Origin of the sequence: Paenibacillus sp. JDR-2, from assembly GCF_000023585.1 — a bacterium.
Classification (GTDB): domain Bacteria; phylum Bacillota; class Bacilli; order Paenibacillales; family Paenibacillaceae; genus Pristimantibacillus.
On record NC_012914.1, the window covers coordinates 2,392,534 to 2,416,142 of the forward strand.

At 50.2% G+C, this 23,609-nt stretch carries 18 protein-coding genes; 7 read left to right on the forward strand and 11 right to left on the reverse strand.

Annotated features, from left to right (window positions below; genetic code table 11):
- Window positions 1-90: 90 nt before the first annotated feature.
- From PJDR2_RS10320 to PJDR2_RS10335, 4 genes are all read right to left on the reverse strand, one after another.
- The gene (locus PJDR2_RS10320; protein WP_015843620.1) at window positions 91-1,035 is read right to left on the reverse strand and encodes a ribose-phosphate diphosphokinase; all 945 of its coding nucleotides are present in this window, start codon (window positions 1,033-1,035) and stop codon (window positions 91-93) included.
- 141 nt (window positions 1,036-1,176) lie between these two features.
- Entirely contained in the window at window positions 1,177-2,490 is a 1,314-nt protein-coding gene (locus PJDR2_RS10325) for an ABC transporter substrate-binding protein (RefSeq protein WP_015843621.1), read from the reverse strand.
- 116 nt (window positions 2,491-2,606) lie between these two features.
- Entirely contained in the window at window positions 2,607-3,437 is an 831-nt protein-coding gene (locus tag PJDR2_RS10330; protein ID WP_015843622.1) for a carbohydrate ABC transporter permease, read from the reverse strand.
- Window positions 3,438-4,265: a carbohydrate ABC transporter permease gene (locus PJDR2_RS10335; RefSeq protein WP_049790134.1), complete on the reverse strand. Its 828-nt coding sequence runs from the start codon at window positions 4,263-4,265 to the stop codon at window positions 3,438-3,440.
- Window positions 4,266-4,455: 190 nt separating this feature from the next.
- Between PJDR2_RS10335 and PJDR2_RS10340 the strand changes: the two genes are divergently transcribed.
- Together PJDR2_RS10340 and PJDR2_RS10345 are read left to right on the forward strand one after the other, a co-directional pair.
- Complete coding sequence (locus PJDR2_RS10340) at window positions 4,456-6,288, forward strand: cache domain-containing sensor histidine kinase (protein ID WP_015843624.1); 1,833 nt, start codon at window positions 4,456-4,458, stop codon at window positions 6,286-6,288.
- On the forward strand, window positions 6,285-7,898 hold the full coding sequence (locus tag PJDR2_RS10345; RefSeq protein ID WP_015843625.1) for a response regulator transcription factor: 1,614 nt from the start codon (window positions 6,285-6,287) through the stop codon (window positions 7,896-7,898). Before PJDR2_RS10340 ends, PJDR2_RS10345 begins: the two co-directional genes overlap by 4 nt.
- Window positions 7,899-8,180: 282 nt before the next feature.
- Here PJDR2_RS10345 and PJDR2_RS10350 read toward each other — a convergent pair whose 3' ends face one another.
- Window positions 8,181-8,942 carry an SDR family oxidoreductase gene (locus PJDR2_RS10350; RefSeq protein WP_015843626.1) on the reverse strand — a complete coding sequence of 254 codons (762 nt, stop codon included), beginning with the start codon at window positions 8,940-8,942 and terminating at the stop codon, window positions 8,181-8,183.
- Window positions 8,939-9,313 (reverse strand): MerR family transcriptional regulator, encoded by a 375-nt coding sequence (locus tag PJDR2_RS10355; RefSeq protein WP_015843627.1) that lies wholly within the window; start codon window positions 9,311-9,313, stop codon window positions 8,939-8,941. Before PJDR2_RS10355 ends, PJDR2_RS10350 begins: the two co-directional genes overlap by 4 nt.
- Before the next feature lie 149 nt (window positions 9,314-9,462).
- Here PJDR2_RS10355 and PJDR2_RS10360 point away from each other — a divergent pair, with 149 nt between their 5' ends.
- Window positions 9,463-9,978 carry a GNAT family N-acetyltransferase gene (locus PJDR2_RS10360; protein ID WP_015843628.1) on the forward strand — a complete coding sequence of 172 codons (516 nt, stop codon included), beginning with the start codon at window positions 9,463-9,465 and terminating at the stop codon, window positions 9,976-9,978.
- A 518-nt stretch (window positions 9,979-10,496) separates the two neighbouring features.
- Here the strand turns inward: PJDR2_RS10360 and PJDR2_RS10365 are convergent.
- The 4 genes from PJDR2_RS10365 to PJDR2_RS10380 all read right to left on the reverse strand — a co-directional run bounded on the left by PJDR2_RS10365 (window position 10,497) and on the right by PJDR2_RS10380 (window position 13,562).
- Window positions 10,497-11,381: a rhodanese-related sulfurtransferase gene (locus PJDR2_RS10365; RefSeq protein ID WP_015843629.1), complete on the reverse strand. Its 885-nt coding sequence runs from the start codon at window positions 11,379-11,381 to the stop codon at window positions 10,497-10,499.
- A 4-nt stretch (window positions 11,382-11,385) separates the two neighbouring features.
- On the reverse strand, window positions 11,386-11,640 hold the full coding sequence (locus PJDR2_RS10370; RefSeq protein ID WP_015843630.1) for a DUF1450 domain-containing protein: 255 nt from the start codon (window positions 11,638-11,640) through the stop codon (window positions 11,386-11,388).
- Window positions 11,641-11,646: 6 nt separating this feature from the next.
- A complete protein-coding gene (locus tag PJDR2_RS10375; RefSeq protein ID WP_015843631.1) occupies window positions 11,647-12,567 on the reverse strand; it encodes a rhodanese-related sulfurtransferase in 921 nt (306 codons plus the stop codon).
- Between the two features lie 101 nt (window positions 12,568-12,668).
- Complete coding sequence (locus tag PJDR2_RS10380) at window positions 12,669-13,562, reverse strand: LysR family transcriptional regulator (RefSeq protein ID WP_015843632.1); 894 nt, start codon at window positions 13,560-13,562, stop codon at window positions 12,669-12,671.
- A 107-nt stretch (window positions 13,563-13,669) separates the two neighbouring features.
- Between PJDR2_RS10380 and aroC the strand changes: the two genes are divergently transcribed.
- The 3 genes from aroC to PJDR2_RS33730 all read left to right on the forward strand — a co-directional run bounded on the left by aroC (window position 13,670) and on the right by PJDR2_RS33730 (window position 19,463).
- A complete protein-coding gene (gene aroC, locus PJDR2_RS10385) occupies window positions 13,670-14,725 on the forward strand; it encodes a chorismate synthase (protein ID WP_015843633.1) in 1,056 nt (351 codons plus the stop codon).
- An 89-nt stretch (window positions 14,726-14,814) separates the two neighbouring features.
- Window positions 14,815-15,504 carry a TerC family protein gene (locus PJDR2_RS10390; RefSeq protein ID WP_049790040.1) on the forward strand — a complete coding sequence of 230 codons (690 nt, stop codon included), beginning with the start codon at window positions 14,815-14,817 and terminating at the stop codon, window positions 15,502-15,504.
- 278 nt (window positions 15,505-15,782) lie between these two features.
- A complete protein-coding gene (locus tag PJDR2_RS33730) occupies window positions 15,783-19,463 on the forward strand; it encodes an OmpL47-type beta-barrel domain-containing protein (RefSeq protein WP_015843635.1) in 3,681 nt (1,226 codons plus the stop codon).
- A 57-nt stretch (window positions 19,464-19,520) separates the two neighbouring features.
- Here PJDR2_RS33730 and acnA read toward each other — a convergent pair whose 3' ends face one another.
- A complete protein-coding gene (acnA, locus tag PJDR2_RS10400) occupies window positions 19,521-22,229 on the reverse strand; it encodes an aconitate hydratase AcnA (protein WP_015843636.1) in 2,709 nt (902 codons plus the stop codon).
- Between the two features lie 270 nt (window positions 22,230-22,499).
- On the opposite strand from acnA, the gene PJDR2_RS10405 reads away from it, so the two are divergent.
- On the forward strand, window positions 22,500-23,522 hold the full coding sequence (locus tag PJDR2_RS10405; protein ID WP_015843637.1) for an LLM class flavin-dependent oxidoreductase: 1,023 nt from the start codon (window positions 22,500-22,502) through the stop codon (window positions 23,520-23,522).
- The last annotated feature ends 87 nt before the right edge of the window (window positions 23,523-23,609 follow it).

The window sequence follows — 23,609 nt, forward strand, 5'->3', positions numbered from 1 at the left end:
GTGGGAATACATCTAATCCAATTCAATCGGAATCCCACGAGACCAACAGCAACCGGAAGAAGATACTTTTCTGAAGCATGCCTTTTATCATCACATCTGCTTCGTCTTAAACAACCGGTTTATCGATCCGCCATTATTAATGATACGCAAAGCATTCGCCAGCAGATCCGCCATTGGCAGAACAACAAACTTGTCCGAATGGTTCGGGTCAATTGCGATTGTATCCGTAATTACGACCTCTTTAATGAAAGGATGCGTCAGCTTCTCGAGTGCGTTTTCCGAGAAAAGGCCGTGCGTGGCGCAGATAAAGGCATCATTGGCGCCGCGCTTATTCAAAGCTTCCACAACCTTGATAATGGTGCCGCCCGTATCGATCAAATCCTCGATAATAATCGGCGTCATGCCTTCGACTTCACCGATAATATGCGTGATTTTCGATGTATTGTGGGCAGGACGGTTCTTGATCATAATCGCGAACGGACAGTCCATGTAGTTAGCTAGCTTCTCCGCTGTAGTTGCGCGTCCGGCATCCGGCGAGACAACAACAGGGTTTTTAATGTTTTTGCTCTTCAAATAATCCGTGATCAGATCAAGGGCGGTAATATGATCGACCGGAATTTCGAAAAAGCCCTGAATCGGATCGGCATGCAGGTCAACCGTAATGAGGCGGTCAGCGCCAACCGTCGTCAAGACATCGGCAACGAGCTTGGCGGAAATCGGCTCGCGTGGAGCGGATTTCCGTTCCTGACGGGCATAACCGTAATAAGGCATAATGATATTGATTGTTTTTGCAGAAGCCCGTTTGGCAGCATCAATCATAATCATAAGTTCAACAAGATGCTCATTCACCGGATGAGACAGTGACTGAATGATATAAACATGGGCCGAGCGAATCGACTCTATGTATCGTAGGCTGATTTCTCCGCTTGCCTGCCTGGAGATTTCAATGTCTCCAAGAGGAACGTTAAGTTTTCGGCATAGCTCTTCCGCGAGCGGGCGGTTAGAGGAGCCGGAAAAAATTTTTACATTTTGCATCCGCTTTGTCTCCTTACGTTCATTATACAGATAGTCCCATTATAGCCTTTCCCCAAGCAAATTCAAAATTCCGGTAGGCCCAAAAAAGAAAAGCGGTCTTGAAAAGTCCGCTCTGGACCTCTCAAGACCACCTGTTTACGCTTATTTCGCTACGATATCCTGGATTGCTTTTTCCAGCTTGTCGAAGAGCTGGTCTTTATCAATCGATCCGCCTTGGTACTCTTGCATTGCAGCGCCCCAGCCTTGCGGTACGCCGTCTGGGTAACGACCCCAATGCCAGCCGCCGGCAGTTGCCGCTTGCTCGGATACGGCTACGCCCATTTGACCGATTTCATCCGCTGTAGGTTTAATGGAAGTCAATGCAGGGATAAATTTGAATTCTTTTGTCAGGTACGATTTGCCCGTGTCCGAAGTAACCATCCAGTCCAGGAACTTTTTCGCTTCTTCAGCGTTTTTGGATTTGCTGTTTACGATCCAGAAGTTTGCAGGACCCGTGTAGATATGAGCATTGCCGCTGTCGTCAATCGGAATAGGGAGCAGGCCAACGTTCAGCTTCGCTACTTTGTCCACGTCGCCTTGGATCCAGTTACCTTGTTGAATCATCGCTGCTTTGCCGGATGCAAAGTTCGCAACCTGCGTCGCATAGTCGGTAGTCAGCTTGTCTTTTTGGCTGTATTTGAAGACAACGTCAACGTAGTTAATCCATTTCTTGAATACATCATTGTCCTTGAAGTTTGCGCTTCCGTCTTTTGTTCCGTTAATGAAGGCAATTGGATCCGGCTGCTCGGCAAGACCAACGTTGATTGTATGATGACCGATCGACCACCATTCGTTTGTTGTCGAGAACGGCGTAATGCCTGCTGCTTGCAGTTTTTTCGCTGCGTCCTCAAGCTCAGTCAATGTTTTAGGAAGGGTAGTGATGCCGGCTTTTTCAAACAAGTCTTTGTTATAGAAAATGCCGTAGCCCTCGATGTTCATCGGCATGCCGAGCAGCTTGCCGTCTACTTGAGCAGGTCCTGCAGCAGCAGGGATGACGTCTTTCGCCCAAGGCTCGCCGGACAAGTCTGTCGCACGGTCATAGTAAGCTTCAAGCGCTGCATAACCTTCTGAGTTAAAGATCTCAGGTTCGGAGCCGGAAGCGATTTCAGCCTTCAGCAGGGCATTGTAGTCTTCGCCGCCGCCATGCGTTTCGACTTCGACTTTTACGCCGGTTTCTTTCTCATATTCTTCAGCCATACGGTTAAGCGCATCGGCAATTTCCACTTTGAATTGGAATACTTTGATTTTTACGTCTTTTTTCGGAGCCGTGGAAGCTTCCGATGTTGCGTTGGCGGATTCAGAAGGTTTGTTGCTTGCTTCGGAGCCTGAGTTATTACCGTTGTTGCTGTTATTGCCGCAGCCGGCTGCCGTTAAAGTCAGGATCGCTGCAGCGAGAAGAATAGAAAACTTTTTCATTTTGTTAACCTCCCCATTTTTGTCAAAAGGTTGTTCTCTTTACAAGTTTGATTATATGGAAGCTTAAAGCCAAGAAACACAGACGTTTTTGTCGTGAAAAGTGCAAAATATTGATTTTACCCTTTAAGCGATCCCGAAGAGATTCCCTCGATAATATGCTTTTGCAGCATCAGGAACATGACGATGATCGGCATAATCCCCATTGTCAGACCGGCCAGGGCCAGATCCCATTGCTTCGTATATTGCCCGAAGAAGCGGGTGATCGCAAGCGGAATGGTTGTCAAATCCTTGTTCGAACCGATGATCAGCACCGGCAGCAGGTAGTCGTTCCAGATCCACAAGCCGTTAAGGATAATAACCGTTACGATAATCGGACGAAGCAGCGGGAATACGATGCGCCAGAATACGCCATACGGCGAGCAGCCGTCCACTACCGCCGCTTCTTCAATCTCAAGCGGTACGCTTTTGATAAAGCCGTGGAACAAGAAGACCGAAAGCGATAGACCAAAACCGAGATAACAGACGACAATGCCGAACATATTAGCCCTAAGCTCCAGGAAGCTTGTTACGCGTACCAGCTGCAGCATGACCGATTGGAACGGAATGATCATGGCCGAGATAAACGCCGTGAACAGGATTTTGTTGAATAAGGTTGGCTTGCGGACAAGCCGGTAGCCCGTCATCGCGCTGATAATAACAATACCCGCAACGCTGATGCCGGTAATCAGAACCGAGTTCAGCAAGGCTTTCGGGAATTTAATAATATCCCATACCTTCGAATAGTTCGTGAACAGGTACTTGTCCGGGAGAGAGGCGGCGTCCACCATAATCTCGCCAAGTCCTTTTACCGAATTGACAAGGACGAAGTAAAAAGGAGCTATGAAGAGCAGAGCGAGCAAGATAGCTGCAGCTGCTACGGCCCAAAGCCGGGAACGGGAAGCTGTCATTTACGCTTCGACCTCCTTCCGTTTGGTCAGCCACACTTGCGTGACGGCAATGATGGAGACGGCGAAGAAGAACAGCATCGCTTTGGCGGTGCCTAGACCGTAACGGTTGTTGACCAGCGCCTCGGCATAAATGTTATAAGCTAGCGATTGGGTGGAAGTACCCGGACCGCCTTTGGTAAGCGAAAGGTTCAGGTCGAACATTTTGAACGCGCCGGACGTCGTCAGGAACAAGCAGACCGTAATGGCCGGCATAACAAGCGGCATGATCACTTTGCGGACGGTTTGGAAATACGTCGCTCCGTCAATCGTTGCGGCTTCCATCAAATCCTTCGGCACGCCAACGATTGCCGCGATGTAGATAACCATCATGTAGCCGGTCGTCTGCCAGACGAAGACAATGACCAGTCCCCAGAAGCCGGTCTCCGGCGTGCCGAGCCATGGAAGCTCGAAGAAGTGCCAGCCCGTCATTTCGCCGATGGTCTTGAAGCCCTTGGTAAAAATAAACTGCCAGATGTAACCAAGCAGGATACCGCCAATCATGTTAGGCAGGAAGAAAATCGTACGGAGCGTATTGCGTCCCCGCATCGGGCGGGTCAGCAGGAGCCCCAAGATAAGAGCAAGAACATTGGTCACGACCACGGTCACGACGGTAAACTTCAGCGTAAATTTAAAGGATGCCCAAAACTTATCATCGTTCGTAAAGATGCGGTGGATATTATCCATGCCGATCCATTTGGCTTTGTCGAGATCTAGGCCATTCCACTCCGTGAAGGAAAAGTAGAAGCCAAGCAGGAACGGAATAAGCACGATAATCGTGAAAACGATCATGCCGGGTCCGACAAATACAAGCTGCTGTATCCATTCGTTTGATCTTTTTCGTAAGTTCAATTGGAGTCCCCCTTCGTAATGCGGCTTTAAGCATCGGTGTATAGCTAGACTATAAACAGTTATTGAAATTTGAACCACCGATAGATATGATGGGTTAGGTGTAATATATTGACCTTGGGGGTAGGACGTCATGTTTGCGTTCGCAACAAGTATTAACCGGAAACTGATGGCGCTCTTGCTTGCCGTTACGATTATTCCGATTACGGTGTCGATGATTATCTCGAATTATTACATCAAGGATAAGGTGACGCAGCAGTCGATTCATGAGAATCAGAACCTGCTGGCGCTTGGCAAAAACAATATTTTGGGCTATATGGACAAGATCAACGAGAACTCGCTTGACGTCTACCTGAACATCAACAAGTCTAATTCCTTGTATGCCTTGATCGAGAGGGGCCAGTCGCCAAACGTAAACGTACCGATGTTCGACGAGAAAAATAATTTGCAGATATACGCCCATATGCTGAACATTTATCAGTCTACAAACGGGATCCATCAAATTCAGCTGCAGATCGGGGATGGCAAGCTGACGTATCTGATGGCACGCGGGTTTTTCCGCAGAGGGATCAATCAGCCGCTGGAATGGCCCACGGAACATGGCTCGAGCCCGAAGCCGTTTGTAGAGGCTACGCATACGAGCGCGCATTACAATTTGGATTGGAGTCATGCCGTCAAAGAGGAAAGCGTTTTCACTTTGCGCCGGCCGATTATACGGACGCCAAGCGACGAAGTGATCGGTTATTTGTCGATGGACGTCAAGTCGGATGAGCTGAATCAAATCTGCCGGCAGTTGACGATGTCGTCCGAAGAGCAGCTGTATATTATCGACCGGAGCCGCAATTTCGTGTGCTCGGTGAACGGGCAGGAAGACCAGGACCGGCTGAAATGGACCGACCAGGTTCTTGCCTCCAAGCAGGAAAATGGCGTGATCAAATGGCAAGACCAGTCTTTTTCCGGCATTGTCATTTATGATACACTCAGTACCAATTACATGGACTGGGTCGTGGTGAAGCAGCTTCCGTACTCGTATTTGTACGAGAGCGCAACGGCGATCCGGACGATTAATACGTCGGTTATCGCAATCTTTATGGTACTTGCGGTTATCGCTAGCTTCCTCGTCAGCTACCAGTTCACGAAGCCGATCAAGCGGCTAATCGGGCATATCAATCAGGTACAGTCCGGGAATTTCAACGTTGTGGTGCCGGTTGACCGGAAGGACGAAATCGGCATATTGGCAAGGCGTTTCAACACGATGATTCAGACGATCCGGGACTTGATTAATAGCGAATACCGGCTCGAAATTGCCAATAAGACGAATCAGCTGAGGGCGATGCAAGCGCAGATCAATCCGCATTTTCTGTACAATGCCCTGCAGTCGATCGGGACGCTGGCCCTTCATGCCGGGGCGCCCAAGGTATATACGCTTATCACCTCTATTGCGAAAATGATGAGGTACAACATGAACACCAGCGAGTCCATTGTGCCTTTCTCGATGGAGCTGAATCATGCGAAGGCTTACCTTGAGCTGCAACAGCAAAGGTTCAACGAACAGCTTACCGTGCATTACGATATCGATCCGGCTTCTCTCTCTGTACAGGTGCCCAAAATGCTGCTGCAGCCGCTTGTCGAGAACTACTTCAAGCATGGCTATGAAACCTCGGGGCGCAGCGGCGTTCTCCGGTTATTCTCGGAAGTAACCGACGACGGAAGCTGGCTGACGATCCGGATTGAGGATAACGGAAGCGGGATGGATCCGGATAAGCTGCGGGAGCTGAGACAGCTGTTATTCCGTTCTACCGGAGCGCTGCTTGAGGAGCAGAAGAGCATCGGCATCAGCAACGTGTGGATGAGGCTGAAGCTTTATTACAACGAGGAAGCGGAAATGAGCATTGACTCTTCGCCTTCGGGCGGATTTACCGTAACCTTGCGAATACCTGTGCAAGAGCTGGAGGAACGAGCATGAAAATACTCATTGTAGACGATGAACAGCATGTGCGCGAAGCGGTTAAGCTGCTGATTGATTGGGAGCAGCTCGGAATCAAAGAAATTTATGAAGCCGATAACGGCGATTCCGCCATTGAAATGCTCGGGAATATGCAGCCGGAAATTGTCATTACCGATATGCGAATGCCGAACCGGGATGGGGTAGAGCTGCTGGCCTGGATGAAAGAGCAGGGGCGGAAAAGCAAAACGATTGTCATTAGCGGATACGATGATTTCCATCTGGTGCGCAGCTCGATGAAATACGGCGGTCAGGATTATTTGCTGAAGCCGATTGACCCGGAGCAGCTGACGGAGGCGCTTCAGAAAGCTAAGCAAAGCTGGGAGCAGGAGGATCAGGCCCGCAGGCTTGATCAGCAGCGCAGCATCGAGATCAACCAGATTAAGCCCGTGTACCGGGATAAGCTGTTCTCGACGATGATCAGTGAAGCCGGGGCTGGCGGACAAGTAACGGTTCCGGCCGTGCTGAAGGAGGAATTTCGGCTTGACCGTGCCACGGAGTGCCAGGTCATCATTCTTAGCACGGGGATGCTGGAGCCTCAAATCTCCCGTAAATTTGACGGCAACCGCGATTTGCTCACTTTTTGCTTAATCAATGTGTGCAACGAAATACTTAAGCCGAAAAATAGCGGCTTTGCGTTCCGCTATTGGAACAGCGAGCATGAAATCATTATCTTGTTGTGGGACCGACTTGCGGAATGGGAAGACTTGCTGGGGCAAATCACGGAAGGAATCGTCAAGTCGATTCACGGGCGGTTCCATTACGGAGTAGGGCACAAGCAGGCTTTTCCTACGGGATTATCGTTATCGTACCAGGAAGGCAGAGCCGCGCTGAAGCAGCGCAATCTGCTGAAGGACAACAGCTACATTCATTGCAGTGAGCAAGGTTTTAAAACGGGAATCCACTCCTTGAGCATTGCCGCTTACGAAGAGCGGTTCCGTCTTGCGGTATGGAGCGGCAAGGAGAAGGATATCGAGACGGCCGTCGACAGCTTCCTGGAGAATGCGAGGCTGCTGCCGGTTATTACCCAAGAGCAGATTGAGCTGTGGCGCTTCGAATATGAATCCATGCTGAGCCGCTGGCGGCAGGAGCTTGCGGCCAAGCAGGGCATTCAGGCAGGTGCGGAACCGTCTTCCGGTCTGCCCTTATACGTATTGCTGGATGAGCAAGGCAGATTGTCTCTGGAGCTCTGCAGGCGTGAACTGCTTAACGGGCTTACCGCGTTTGCGGCATTGACGGGGGCCGGCGGCAATAAAGAGCATAGCATTATGCGGGATATCGCAAGGTACATGGAGCAGAATTATAATCGCGAGGTAACGCTGCAGGATATATCCGAAAGATTTTACCTGAGCAGAGAATATATTTCCCGCCGCTTCAAGCAGGAGATGGGGGAGAATGTCTTTGATTATCTGGGCCGTATCCGCGTCGAGAAAGCGAAGCTGCTGCTGCAAAATCCGAACCTGAAGATCGCCCAGATCGCCGAGATGGTCGGTTATGACGACGATAAATATTTCAGCAAGGTGTTTAAGAAGTTTGAGGGGCAGTCGCCTAACCAGTACAGGAAATTGTGATGCGCATGGATTAAGTAAGGTTATGCTGCAAACTACGAACTCAAATGTTCTTCCGATCGCTGTTGCTCGGGGATTCCTTGATTGGAATGTTATAAGGTGGGAATCCCCGAGCAAAGGCGAACGCTACGCTTCTTCAGAATCAATTGAGCTTCTCCGTTTTTGTTTAACCTTTCTTAAAAAATGCGCTCACAATAGAAAAAAGAATAAAAAAGAAGGAGCTGGCCATTACGCCAGCTCCTTTGTTTTGTTAGTTAGTTTTTGTGGGATAGCAGGATTGGTTGGTTAGTCGAGCATGTTTTTGGTGGCGTGATACATGCTTTCCGCGTATTTATCGATATCGTCGCGGGACATACGGAGACGGTCTACGGAGGTGCCGTAGCCAATCTCGGATTTGCCTTCCTGGAGTCCTTGGAAGATGCCGTCGGCAAAGGCGTCGAGAGGTTCGCCGTGGACATGCAGACCCGAGCCGCCTAGATCGGTATTAACGGCCGGAGGGGCAACCTCGATGACCTCTACGGAAGTTGCCGAGAGCTGATGTCTCAAGCTGATCGTAAAGGAATGGAGAGCAGCTTTCGTAGCAGAATAGATCGGTGCAATGGCGAATGGCGTAAAGGCCAGACCGGATGTCACATTGATAATAGCCGCGTTCTCTTTTGCCGCAAAAAACGGAGCAAACAGCATCGCAAGATGGAAAGGCGCTTCAATGTTTGTTGCAATTTCTTTATTAAAGTACTGCCAGTCACTCTTTACATCCGCCTTCAAAACGCTGAAACGCTGCTGAATCCCCGCATTGTTCACCAAAACGTTGGTCTCCGGATAATTCGCAGTCACCCAATCAAACAGGGCAATCCGCTGCGCTTCATTGCTCAAATCGCTGGCTTTGGTAATAAGGCCGGGCAGCTTTTCTTGCGCAGCCTGAAGGACTTGCTCGCGCCGTCCGGTTACAATAACCGTATTTCCGGCTTTCATAAATCGTTCCGCGAATGCTAAACCAATCCCCGTGCTTCCGCCTGTAATAAGTATCGTATTTCCCGTAAGTTTCATATTAGCGCCTCCTGGGTTTGTTTGATATAACGTTGTATCTTCACTTCAATTCCTTCAAGGGATTCCGTCATTAAAGCCATTTCAGCCAGCACGGCCTGCTTATGCTTGTTCAGCATATCAAGACGAAGACCAACCGTGCTTGCGCCTTCAATGACCCAATCGATATATTGCTTAATATCATGGATGGGCATATTCGTGTTTTTTAAACACATAACCGTTCCCAGTAATGCCATTTGATGCTCCGAAAATAATCTTCTGCCCGCATGATTACGCTCAATTAGCGGGAGCAGCCCTTTTTTCTCGTAATAACGAATCGTTGATTCAGGTATATCTAATTTGGCAGCAGCTTCACCAATGGAATAATAGTTCATCTGGAGTCCTCCAATTTGTTGTCGACGGGAATATCATACGACTTAAACCTTGGTTTAAGTCAAGCGGAATGAAAAAAGAATTTATTGTGCCATTTGATTGACATGGTAAAATACTCCATATAGCTTATTTTTACATGGAGGTGTATCAAATGACTAATACCATTTCACTAAGACAGCTATCCAGCCTGGACGAGGCTGAGATGTTGAATACGGAATTTGCCGCACATTTTCCGTGGTATCGGCAAGGCGATTATTATATCAGATGCTTGGAAGAGAACCGCGCAGGGAAACGAATAACCTTGATGGCCTTTTACGGAGATGAGCTGGCGGGTTGTTGTCATCTGATCTATGAATCCAAATATTCGTATTTTGCCGAACGGAAGATACCGGAAGTAAATGATTTAAGCGTATTTCAAGAGTACAGAAGAAAGGGGATCGCCAGCGAACTGCTGGACGAGCTCGAGAACAGAACATCCGAAACGTTCAAATATATTGGGCTTGGCGTCGGATTATATAAGGATTACGGTAATGCCCAACGAATGTACGGTAAACGGGGATACGTTATGGACGGCAACGGGCTGACCTACAATAATGTCGAGGTTAAACCCGGCACGGACGTATTTGTAGATGATGAGCTGCTGATCTATTTGGTGAAAGAGCTGTGAACGAACATTGCTGAGGAAAAGGAAGAGGTGTCCCATGGGTCGTAACATGACGATAGGGCACCTACCGCTGCTTCGTATGGACACCTTAGGCTGGCGATGGGTACTCCTCCGTTCAAATGCGGCAGAAAAGCTCACTGTTAGTGAGCTTCTCTGCCTAAACGATGCACTAGACGCTTCAACAGAAGCAAAATAGTGAGAATAACTACCTTCTGGGCACGTTGTGCCTCATAAACTGTGAGCCTCACCTCACTGTTGCGCTAGAATGTCCGCATGTAGTACGTTTGAGCGCGTAATACCTCATTAATTAGTGAGGGATCCGCATAACTCCTTTGCTGTACCTCTTCTGAGCGTGGTCAATGCAAGCCCCGTCATGCATCGTAACGATAAAGGCATGAACTTGCCTATTGCAGGCAAGTTTGATCCCGAGGCAGGGAAAAGATTGAGGGGGATCAGCGAGGAGTTAATCAGTCAGTAGACGAAAAAAAGCGCCGCGGGAATCATCCTGTGGCGCTCGTTTATTAATGCGGTTTGCATTCTTCCGTGCAGTGGCGATTATGCTCTGCTTCGCATGCCTCGCAGCAGATATGACGCTTGTCGCAGGTCATATTCGCGCAATTGACGTAGCGGTCTTCCGGTTTGCCGCAATGATGGCATTTGCCGATGACGACATCTTCCTCCGTCCGGTTGATGGGCACGGAAATCCGATCATCAAAGACGTAACATTTGCCGTCCCACAACCGGCCTTTTACTTCCTCATCCTTGCCGTAGGTAACGATACCGCCCTCCAGCTGGGCTACGTCCGTAAAGCCTTCCTCCATAAGAACGCCAGTCAGCGTCTCGCAGCGGATACCGCCGGTGCAGTACGTAAGAATAGGCTTATTCTTCGCGTCCTCAGGCAGGTTCTTGCGAATCCATTCCGGGAACTCGCGGAACGACTCTACCGTAGGGCGGATTGCGCCGCGGAAATGACCGATATCGTATTCGTAATCGTTCCGTCCGTCGATGATAATGACATCATCCTGCTGAAGCTGCTCGTAAAATTCCTTCGGAGACAGCCGTTTGCCCGTCAGAACATTCGGATCCATCTTTTTCTTGTAGCGCAGGGTGACAAGCTCGTTCTTATGGCGGACGAACAGCTTTTTGAACGCATGTCCTTCGGACTCGTCGATCTTATAAGTGATATCCTTGAATAAAGGATGCTCGTTCATATGCGCCATATAGGCATCGGTCTGCCGGGCGGTGCCGGAGCAAGTGCCGTTAATGCCTTGATCCGAGATGAGAATACGGCCTTTGACGCCAAGCTCTTTGCAGAAGCGAAGATGCTCGGCCGTTACCTGCTCGGGATTCTCGATATGCACGTATTTATAATAAAGCAGAATGCGGTAAGGTTTATTTTCGGTCATTGGCTTACTCTCCAAAAAACTGTTTGATTTCCTCTTGCACGGCTTCTTCCACCTGCTTGAGGCATTCTTCCTTGGTGCCCGCGTAAATCCGGTTCTCATTCACCATCGCATAAGGCCTTGCGCGGCATAAATTGCACATATTAAGGCAATCCGTGCGCATGACTGCCGCTTCCGGAAATTTCTCCTCAAGCTCCTCAAGAGGCAGCAGTGCCATTTCGTTGCGGGTACATACCTCAACAACAACTAGCCCTAGTCCCATTATTTATCACCGACCAGAAATAACTTTCAATTTGTTTGCTTCGTCATTCACTTTGCATTCCGGCGCGCAGTAGCTCTCATGCTCCGCTTCACACTCTGGGCAGCAAATATGCTTGCGATGGCAGAGGTCGTCCGCACAGTTGATGTAGCGGTCTTCCGGCTTGCCGCAGTGATAGCACTTGCCGACGATAATATCCTCGTCCGTCCGGTTGATTGGCACGGAAATACGCTCATCAAATACATAACATTTGCCGTCCCACAGATGACCCTTTACCTCTTCGTCTTTGCCGTAAGTGACGATACCGCCATCCAGCTGATTAACATCCGAGAAGCCTTCTTCCAGAAGAACGCCAGTCAGCGTCTCGCAGCGGATACCGCCTGTGCAATACGTAAGAATCTTTTTGTTCTTCGCGTCCTCAGGCAGATTTTTGCGGATCCATTCCGGGAATTCGCGGAATGATTCTACCGTTGGGCGGATGGCGCCGCGGAAGTGTCCGATATCATATTCATAATCGTTGCGGCCGTCGATAATAATAACGTCATCGAGCTGCAGCTGATCATGAAACTCTTTCGGCGACAGATGCTTGCCCGTGAGGACGTTTGGATCCAGCTTTTTGTCGTAACGAAGGGTAACAAGCTCTTTCTTGTGACGGACGAAGATCTTCTTGAATACATGACCCTCGGACTCATCAATTTTGTACACCATATCGGCAAACAGCGGATTCTGGCGCATATGCGCGATGTAAGCGTCCGTCTGTTCGATTGTTCCGGAGCAAGTGCCGTTGATGCCTTGTTCGGAGATCAGGATACGGCCTTTTACGCCAAGATCCTTGCAGAATTGAAGATGCTCCGCAGTAAGCTCGGCAGGGTTGTCGATGTGAACATATTTATAGTACAAAAGGATACGGTAAGGTTTGTTTTCGCTCATGTCTAACGCTCCATTATATAAGATTATCATTATATGTTAAAACTCTTAAATCACTTAGTCAACAACGATTCCAAGGCATTCTTTTGAACATTCATGGCAATTCATTGGTTCATTACCTCTTTGAGGAAAATGGACGAGCAGGCGGGCAAAGTGGCGTCTTTTCGGGTAACTACGCCAATCGCGCGGGAAGGCAAAGTCTCCGTCAAATTCACCTCGAACAACGTTCCGTTATTCAGCTCCTGCTGAGCAAACCGGCGGGTAAGAAAAGCGGTGCCGTAACCCCTCTGCGCGAACTCGATAATCATCTCCGTGCTGGTCAGCTCAATGTCCGGTTCCTTATAAATACCGTGTCCGGCGAGCCATTGCTCGACAAAGAGCCGGGTACTGCTGCCTGCCGTGGGCAATAATAAAGGAAGCTTTAGCAGCTCGCGGACCGAAACCGCATCGTCTGCCAGCTCCTTATAAGCCTCTCCAACAAGAAAACAGTCTTGAATGGACATCAGCGGCTGAATAGCCAATTCCTGATCGTCAAACGGCAAATGGACAAAGCCGAGATCGATGTTTTCTTCCTTCAACTGCTTGGAAATCTCGTTTGTCTTGCTTTGCTGAAGACGGATGCGCACATTCGGATGCTCGGCATGAAACTTATCTATATAAGGAAGAAGAATATGCTTGATAATCGGGCCGCTTGCTCCGATGCGAAGGTCGCCTCCATGCAAGTTGGCAAGCTCCAGCAGCTTGCGTTCGCCGCGCTCGATAAGGTGGAAGGATTGCTCAATATACTCCAGCAGCGCTTTACCTTCCATGGTAAGCTTTACGCCTTTGGAGCCGCGGTCGAACAATTTCACGCCAAAGGAATCCTCCAGCTGCTTGATCGCATAGCTGACGGACGGCTGGGTGACATGAAGAATTTCGGCAGCTTTCGTGAAGTTGCCCGTCCTTGCCGTGTACAAAAAAATCCGGTAGCTTTCTAAGCTATTTAATTTGTTTGGCATAAACCCTCTCTATTGCAAGGCTATTGAATTGTGATTTCATTTATTGCACATTTGAAATTATAATAAAATTAATCCAGATAGTCAAAAGAGAAAGGTTGGTTTTTCATATGTCAGGAAGCAGCTTTGGCACTCATTTCAAAATGACCACGTTCGGCGAATCGCACGGCGAGGCTGTAGGCGTTATTATTGACGGCGTTACGCCGGGAGTAGAGCTTACGGAAGCGGATATTCAAGTACAGATGGACCGCCGCAAGCCGGGTCAGTCCTCGGTTACGACACCGCGCAAAGAATATGATATTATCCGCATCCTGTCGGGTGTGTTCGAAGGCAAAACAACGGGCGCGCCGCTGGCCGTTATGCTGAACAATACCGACATGAAGTCCAAGGATTACGAGGCGAACCGCAAGTTGTTCCGTCCGGGTCATGCCGATTTCACTTACGTGCAAAAATACGGCCACCGCGATCACCGCGGAAGCGGCCGGGCTTCGGGCCGCGAAACGGCGGGCCGCGTGGCTGCAGGCGCTATTGCGCGCAAGCTTCTTGAACGCCGCGGCGTATCGATCGTAGCCTACACGAAGGAAGCGGGCGGCATTAAATGCGAGACGTTTGACGAATCCGTTATCGAGAAAAATCCGATGCGCGCAGCTGATCTGAACGCCGCGGAAAGAATGGTAACGCTCGTGGAGGATTTGGCGGCTAAAGGCAACAGCTGCGGCGGCGTGGTGGAATGCATTATCCGCGGCGTGAAGCCGGGTATCGGCGAACCGGCATTCGATAAGCTTGACGCGGAGCTTGCAAAAGCGATGCTGTCCATCGGTGCGGTTAAAGGCGTTGAATTTGGCGCAGGGTTTGCGGCAACCACTATGTTCGGCAGCGAACATAACGATGAAATGGACGCAAACGGCTTCTTGACCAATAATGCCGGCGGGATTGTTGGCGGCATCAGCACGGGGCAGGATATTGTTTTCCGTATCGCGGTAAAACCAACGTCGTCGATCTCGCTCCCGCAGCAAACGGTTGACGAAGAAGGCAACGAGCATACGATCCAAACGCTTGGACGCCATGATCCGTGCATCTGCCCGCGCGTTGTGCCGGTAGTGGAAGCGATGGCTTGCATGGTGCTTGAGGATTTGTACAAACGCCATACGGCATTACATGATTAAATTTATTTTATCAATAAATATTACATCCCTCGTGAAAAATAAACTATAATGATTGGTGTTATGGTTTATCAAGCAAGAAAGAAGGGGAATTGGACTTGACGCCGTTTGAATTTCTGACTACATTGCTGTCCATTGTATTTATTGATCTTATTCTCGCTGGCGATAATGCGATTGTGATCGGGATGGCGGCTAAACGGCTCCCGAAGGAGACGCAGAAGAAAGCCATCCTGTATGGAACCTGCGGTGCCATTCTGCTTCGTATCGTTGCAACCGTGCTGGTTGTGTACCTGCTTCAGATTCCTTGGCTGCTAGTTGCGGGAGGAGTTATTCTTCTCTGGATCGCTTACAAGCTGCTTGTACAGGAAGAAGATCATGAGAACATTAAGGCGGAAAGTACGCTTTGGGCTTCCGTGTGGACGATTATTGTAGCGGATGCGGCAATGGGGCTGGATAATGTAATTGCCGTTGCGGGCGCCGCTCAGGGACATACGCTGTTAGTCATTATAGGTCTGATTATCAGTATTCCGATTGTGGTATGGGGAAGCACCTTGTTTATCAAGCTGCTTAGCAAATTCCCCTGGATCATCTATGCAGGCTCGGCCGTGCTGGCTTATACGGCATCAAAGATGATTACTCATGAGCCGGCGTGGAAGGATTGGTTCGAAGAAAACCAGGTCGTCAAGTGGCTCGTTATCGCTATTGCGGTCGTTGTAGTGCTTGGCGCAGGACTTTGGACGAACGAATGGAAGAAGAAGCATCCTCAAGCTGCACACGAATAAAGCATAAAGACCGATGTTAGAGCGGACAGGCTCCAATGTCGGTTTTTTGTTTTTTTCCAAAGAAGAATACACTGATTTTTATACCTTTATCCCTGATATTTGCATAGAGATTTCCCAGTTGTTCCCTTACAATAGGCATGGTTCGGATTTCAACAAGACAAGCATACCGTGTAATTCAGGTAACAGGTACAAGTCAACAGGATAAGAAAGGAGGAGCTGACGGATTCCCGGATTCCCCATCTTTACCTATGATCGTTACTATGAATCGGAGGTTGAAAATGATGCAGGCCAAACGCAGCAAACATCCTTTGGCAAAGCTTCTCATTATCTGCTTACTCTCTGCCTTACTCGTACCGTTTCATATTACTCCTGTACTTGCCGCAGACACGGCTGTTGTTGATGAAGATTTCTCTGCTTATCCTGTTGGTCCGCTTACAATTGGAAGCGGTAACAATTGGACGAAGGAAGGAACGGCTCCGGTTGTCGAGGTTGTTAACAATCCGGATACCAATCAGCAATACGCTTCAATCAGCCATGATCTGACCGGCTCCTCTTATTTCGGACAACGCTTTACGCCTCAGACCGGAGGCATGATTCTGCAGTTTGACGTCAATATGCCTACGAGCAAAGGCGGAACCTTCTGGGTCATGGAAGGGAAGGTTAATGCGACAACCTCAGCCGTTACCCGTATGGTGATGGATGGCGGCGTGATCAAAATGCAGAACGGACCAACCCTCGTTACGTATGACACGACGCATTGGTACCGTTTTACGTTCGTTTACAATATTCCGCAGAAAAAATATACCTTATCGATCCAGGATTTAAATACGGGCAATACGATTAACTCAAGCGAAAACTTCTATAGTGCCAGAGAACGGATCAGCAGCTTCGGCTTCTTCACCATTGCGGGCGGAGGCCGCTATAACCTGGCGAATATGAAAGTCACGGCGCTTGATTTGGCCCTGGCCAATGTTCAGCTTAAGGCCGGCGATTATGTACCCTCCTTTGCTTTTGACCCCACAAATAACAACTACACTATCGATGTGCCTTATCCCGCAAACGTCCTGACCGTAACGCCAACGGCAAGCTACCCAGAAGGCGTTGAGGTGAATGTCGGCGATTCTGCTGTTGAAAGCGGTTTCTCGATTGACGTGCCGATTAACGACGCTTCATCTCCCGTGAGCATTACGGTTGCTTCTAAGCAATATACGGATGTAGCCCGTACTTATACGATTAATGTCAATCAATTGGACAAGGCCCCCGCTGTAACGGATCTGGCTGCAGAAGGCCATGACGGCAAGGTGCTGATTGGCTGGAAGGCTCCGATCGATCCGGCTTACAAAGAGGCCAACATCTACATCGTTAATGGAGACGGCACGGAAACACTGGCCGCTACGGTGCCAAAAGGAACGTATATCGCTTCTGTGGGCGGCCTTGATAATGGTACGGATTATACGTTTAACGTCAAGGGAGTTTACGTCTATGAGGGAGAAGAACTGACAGCGTCAACTCCCGTAACCGTGACGGCCATACCGCAGCTGCTGCCGGCCCGGCAAATGGAAGACTTGGATCGTGGGCTGGTTGCCTTAGAGCAGGATGGCGATGTTTTCCTCTCCTGGCGATTCCTTGGCACTGAACCAGGCAATATCGGTTTTAACGTATACCGTGACGGGATTAAAATCAACTCTGCTCCGGTTCAAAACAGCACGAACTATGTGGATGAGAATGGAACGGCAGATTCGTCCTATTCGATCCGGGCGGTTGTGAACGGTTCGGAGCAAACGCCGTCCGAAACGGTACAGCCTTGGAATACGAATTATTTGAACGTACCGCTGGATAAGCCTGCCGATGGCGTGACTAGCGCTGGCGAAGCGTACACTTACCGCGCGAATGACGCATCCGTAGGCGATCTGGACGGGGACGGCAAATACGAAATCGTATTGAAGTGGGATCCGAGCAACTCGAAGGACAACTCTCAAGCGGGTATTACCGGCAACACGTATCTCGATGCGTATAAAATGGACGGTAAACGTCTATGGAGAATCGACATGGGTCCGAATATCCGTTCAGGTGCCCATTATTTGCACCCGATGGTATATGACCTGGATGGGGACGGCAAGGCAGAGGTAGCAGCCCGTACCGCCGACGGAACGGTTGACGGCGCAGGAACCGTAATAGGCGACGCAAACGCCGATTATCGCAATTCAAGCGGTTACGTGCTTAACGGGCCGGAGTTCTTTACGATCTTTGAAGGTGCGACAGGCAAGGTTCTGGATACGGCGGATTATGATCCGCCAAGAGGCAATATCGGAGATTGGGGAGATACGTACGGCAACCGGATTGACCGTTTTGGCGCAGCGATTGCTTATTTGGACGGCGTTCATCCAAGCCTGATCCTGCAGCGCGGTTATTACACGCGGATGGTGCTGGTTGCTTACAATTGGAGAGATGGAGAACTAAGCAAGTTGTGGCGGTTTGATTCGCCAAATCCGGGTTACGGACAAGGCAACCATCAGCTGAGCGTGGCGGATATCGATGCGGATGGGAAGGACGAGATTGTAACCGGCAATACGGCGATTAATGATGACGGCACTTTACTGTGGAATACGAAGCTGGGTCATGGCGACGCTATGCATCTCGGCGACCTGATTCCTTCCCATCTTGGACTAGAGCTATGGACGGTGCAGGAAGAGACCGGAGCACCGTATTCGGCTACTATGCTTGACGCGCGAACAGGGGAGCCATTATACGGACAACCTCAGATCGGCGCGGATACCGGTCGTGGCTTGTCGGCGGACGTGGATCCAAGATACGAAGGCGAAGAGTCCTGGGCTATTGACGCCACGAAGTCGGCCGCAACGGAAAATAACATGAGCGGCTTTATGTTTAACTCGGAAGGAAGCAAAATCTCTACCCGAATCCCAACCTCCAACTTTGCGATCTGGTGGGATGGCGATTTAAGCCGCGAGCTGCTGGACCATGATTGGAACGCTGCAACAGGCAACGGTGTTCCTAGAATTGATAAATGGGATTACGAGAATAGCTCGCTTATCCGGTTAGAGACGTTTGCCGGTACGTATTCCAATAACGGAACAAAAGGCAACCCGTCTCTGCAAGCCGATCTGCTCGGCGACTGGAGAGAAGAGGTGGTTGTCAGAACCGAAGACAGCAGCGCGCTGCGCATTTATACAACGACGGACGTAACGGACCAGAAGATCCGCACGCTGATGCATGATCCCGTATACCGGTTAGGCGTAGCTTGGCAGAACACCGGCTACAACCAGCCGCCGCATACGAGCTTTTACCTGGGTAACGGAATGGAAAAGCCGGATGCTCCAAACATTTACCTCGTGGACAACACGGCTCCTTTTACAACCGATAATGCGCCAGCAGGTTGGGTTAATCGTAATGTAACGGTAAATTTAACGGCGAATGACAGCATTTCCGGCGTTGCCGCGACCTATTATACGTTGGACGGAGGGGCTGAGCAGAAGGGGAGCACCGTTCAAATAACGGAGGATGGCGTCCATACCCTTGTTTATTGGAGCGAAGATCATAAGGGGAATGAGGAAGTACCGAATACGGTTAAGGTCCAGATCGATAAGACAGCGCCTGAATTGAATGCAGTGCTGGATAAAACGGTGCTATGGCCGGCTAATCATAAGCTGGTTGACGTAAAAGCCGTTGTGAAAAGCGCGGACCTTTTGTCAGGCATCGATTCGGTCGTATTAACCTCTATTACAAGCAACGAGAAGCTTGCGGAAGGAACGAATGCAGATATTCAAGGGGCTGAATTCGGTACGCTTGATCAAGCCTTTAAACTGAGGGCAGAGATGTCCGGCAATAAGAATGGAAGAACGTATACGATCAAGTACACGGCGAAAGACAAAGCGGGCAACGTGACGGCGAAGTCTGTTACGGTTACTGTCCCACACGATCAATCTGGTAATAAGGGATAGAGGATAAATAAAAAACGGTGAGCCCGAGGGCTCACCGTTTTGCTATTAAAAAATGAATTAGTTCTTGATCATTTGGCGCAGAACCGTTTGCAGGATACCGCCGTTACGGTAGTAGTCAACGTCCACGAGGGAGTCGAGGCGTACGATAACTTTGAATTCGATTTGCGAACCGTCTTCTTTGGTAGCGATAACCGATACCAGGTCACCAGGTTGAACATCGTTCGTCAGACCAACGATATCGAAGGTTTCGAAGCCTGTCAGACCAAGTGCCTGCCAGCCTTGGCCAGCTTGGAACTGGAGAGGAAGAACGCCCATGCCAACCAGGTTGGAACGGTGGATACGCTCGAAGCTCTCAGTAATAACGGCTTTAACGCCGAGGAGGAACGTTCCTTTAGCTGCCCAGTCACGGGAGCTGCCTGTACCGTACTCTTTACCGCCGAGTACAACCAGGTTAGTTTTGTCCGCTTGGTATTTCATCGAAGCATCGTATACGGAAGTCACTTCGCCGGTAGGCTGGTAAGTCGAGAAGCCGCCTTCCGTGCCTGGAGCCATGTGGTTACGGATACGGATGTTCGCGAATGTACCGCGAACCATAACTTCGTGATGACCGCGGCGGGAGCCGTAGGAGTTGAAGTCTTTCTTCTCAACGCCGTTAGCGATCAGATATTTACCGCCTGGAGCATCTGGACGGATGCTGCCTGCAGGCGAGATATGGTCAGTTGTAACCGAGTCGCCGAGAGCAAGCAAAGTTTTTGCCGCTTTGATGTCTTCGACGTCGCGGATGCCGTCAGCAAGGCTGTCGAAGAACGGCGGGTTAGCGATGTAAGTGGATTTTGGATCCCACTCGTACAATTCGCCTTCCGGTACCGGAATTGCGTTCCAACGTTCGTTTTGCGTGTATACATTTTCGTATTTCGCACGGAACATTTCCGGGGACAGCGAAGCGCTCATCGCGTCAGCGATTTCCTGGTTCGTTGGCCAGATGTCTTTCAGGAAGACAGGCTCGCCTTGCGGATCGAAGCCGATTGGCTCGCTTGCAAAGTCGATGTTAACTGTACCAGCCAGCGCGTAAGCAACAACAAGCGGCGGCGATGCCAGGTAGTTCGCTTTGATTTGCGCGTGGATACGGCCTTCAAAGTTACGGTTACCGGACAGTACTGCAGCAACAGTCATGTCGTTGTCAGCGATTGCTTGGCTTACGTCTTCCGGCAATGGACCGGAGTTACCGATACATGTTGCGCAGCCGTAACCAGCAACGTGGAAGCCAAGTGCTTCGAGGGACTCGAGCAGACCAGCTTTTACGAGGTAGTCGGTAACAACCAGGGAACCTGGAGTCAGCGAGCTCTTCACGTATTCCGGTTTAACGAGACCGCGAGCGACAGCTTTCTTCGCCACAAGGCCTGCGCCTACCATTACGCTAGGGTTAGAAGTGTTCGTACAGCTTGTGATAGCGGCCAGAACTACAGCGCCAGCTTTCATTTCGCTTACTTTGCCGTTAGCGTGGTTAATCGTAACGACTTCTTCCGTTTTCTCGTCAGTCAGGCCATAGCCGCCTTTGTCGACTGGCTTGCGAACGATTTCGTTCCAAGCATCCTTCATCGAAGTCAGCTCGATACGGTCTTGCGGACGTTTAGGACCAGCAAGGGAAGGAACAACCGTCGACAGATCGAGTTCAACCACTTCAGTAAAGACAGGGTCCGGAGTAGCATCCGTACGGAACATGTCTTGCGCTTTGTAGTAAGCTTCAACCAGCTCGATTTGCTCTTCTGTACGGCCAGTTGCGCGCAGGAAGTCGAGTGTAGTTGCGTCAACCGGGAAGAAGCCGATTGTTGCGCCGTACTCAGGAGCCATGTTGGCAACCGTTGCACGGTCAGGAAGGCTGATGTTGGACAAGCCGGAACCGAAGAACTCGACGAATTTGCCGACAACGCCTTTTTTACGGAGCATTTGAGTGATAGTCAGGGCAAGGTCAGTAGCCGTAGCGCCTTCTGCCAGGCTGCCAGTCAGTTTGAAGCCGATAACTTCCGGAGTTACGAAGTACAGCGGCTGTCCAAGCATACCAGCTTCCGCCTCGATACCGCCAACGCCCCAGCCAACGATACCGAGACCGTTGATCATAGTCGTATGGGAGTCCGTACCTACGAGGGAATCCGGGAATACGAATGTTTCGCCGTCAACTGTTTTCGTAGCTGCAACGGATGCCAGATACTCGAGGTTGACTTGGTGAACGATACCCGTATCCGGTGGAACCGCACGGAAGTTATCGAATGCCGTTTGTGCCCAACGGAAGAAGCGGTAGCGCTCTGCGTTCCGTTCGAACTCGATGCGTTGGTTGATTTCAAGAGCGTCCGGGGAACCAAACGCGTCAACCATTACGGAGTGGTCGATTACGAGATCGACGGGTACAAGCGGGTTGATTTTTTTAGGGTCGCCGCCTGCTTTTTTAACCGTTTCGCGCATTGCTGCAAGGTCAACGACAACCGGTACGCCGGTCAAGTCCTGCAGAACGATACGGGAAGGGATGAAAGGAATTTCTTTGTCGTCGCGGTTAGCCGCCCAATCAGCGAGTTGTTTTACATGCTCTTTTGTGATAGCACGGCCGTCGAATTGACGAACAGCGCCTTCGAGCAATACTTTAATCGAAAATGGAAGTTTGGAAATGTCGCCAAGTCCTTGGTTCTCCAGACCTTGAAGGCTGTAGTAAGCATAGGATTTGCCGCCGACGTCCAAGCTGGACCGTACAGAATAATGGTCTTGATTTGCCATGTTCGGGTATTCCTCCTTGAATGATGTTGACGATTTTGTTGTTTCATTCTGTGAAACTCTATTTCAAAAATCGTTATGTCTCTATTATAGCTCGAGTTAGGGGGTTCGTAAAGCAGATTAAGGCAGACAATGGCGGAAATTCGCGGCTATTCTCGCAGGCAGCTGGCAGAAGGTATCATTGCTTTCCAGTAGTCACTTACTATTGTATAGCAGTTCCGATAGAACTTCGTTATAATGGACATGATGTCATCATGAGAGGAGAATTTAGTCATGACAACAACGAAAAAGCTTGGCAACGTCAAGCTGTCTATATTAGATCTTGCGCCGATTGTTGAAGGCTCAACGGCTTCGGACGCATTGCGCAACAGCCTCGACCTGGCCCAGCATGCGGAAAAATGGGGCTATACCCGCTATTGGGTAGCCGAGCATCATAGCATGCCGGGAATCGCCAGCTCGGCCACTTCATTAGTAATCGGACATATTGCTGGCGGTACTTCGACCATACGCGTCGGCTCCGGCGGCATTATGCTGCCGAACCATGCGCCGCTTGTTATCGCGGAGCAATTCGGTACGCTTGAATCGCTGTATCCCGGCCGAATTGATCTTGGCCTTGGCCGCGCACCGGGCAGTGACCGCCAGACGATGATGGCGCTGCGCCGCGATTTGTACGGCGGGGAGAATTTCCCGGCGATGCTGGAAGAGCTTCGCGGCTTCTTCCGCGGACCAGAATCGGAGAAAGCGGTACGCGCGGTGCCGGGCGAAGGACTGGATGTGCCGATCTGGCTGCTTGGCTCCAGTGATTTCAGCGCAAGGCTTGCAGGCGAGCTGGGCTTGCCTTTTGGCTTCGCGAGCCATTTCTCGCCGGACTTTACGCTGCCGGCGCTTGATATTTACCGCAGCAACTTCAAGCCGTCGGCTTATCTGGATAAGCCGTATGCGATGGTTGGCGTAAACGCTATCGCAGCCGACACGGACGAGCATGCGGAATGGCTTGGCACAACGCTGGAGCAGCAGTTCCTCAATCTGATCCGCGGCGGCGTGCCAAGAAAGATTCAGCCGCCGGCTGATCTGGAAGGCTTCGCCAATCCGTATGAGCTGACGGCCGTGCGCAATCAGCTTCGCACGGCGATCAAAGGCAGTCCGCAGACGGTTGAAGCAAAGCTGAATGCGTTTATCGAGCAGACAGATGCGGATGAAGTGATCATTAACTGCGCGATTTACGATCATCAGGAGCGGCTGAAATCCTATGAGCTGATTGCTCAGCTCGGATTAAGCGGCGGCAGCAAGGAATAAGCGGTGGAGCAGCCTTTGGGCTGCTCTTTTTTTCGTTGAAGAGATTAGCTTAACGATGCGCGGCATCGTTAAGGCGGGTGAAAAGGG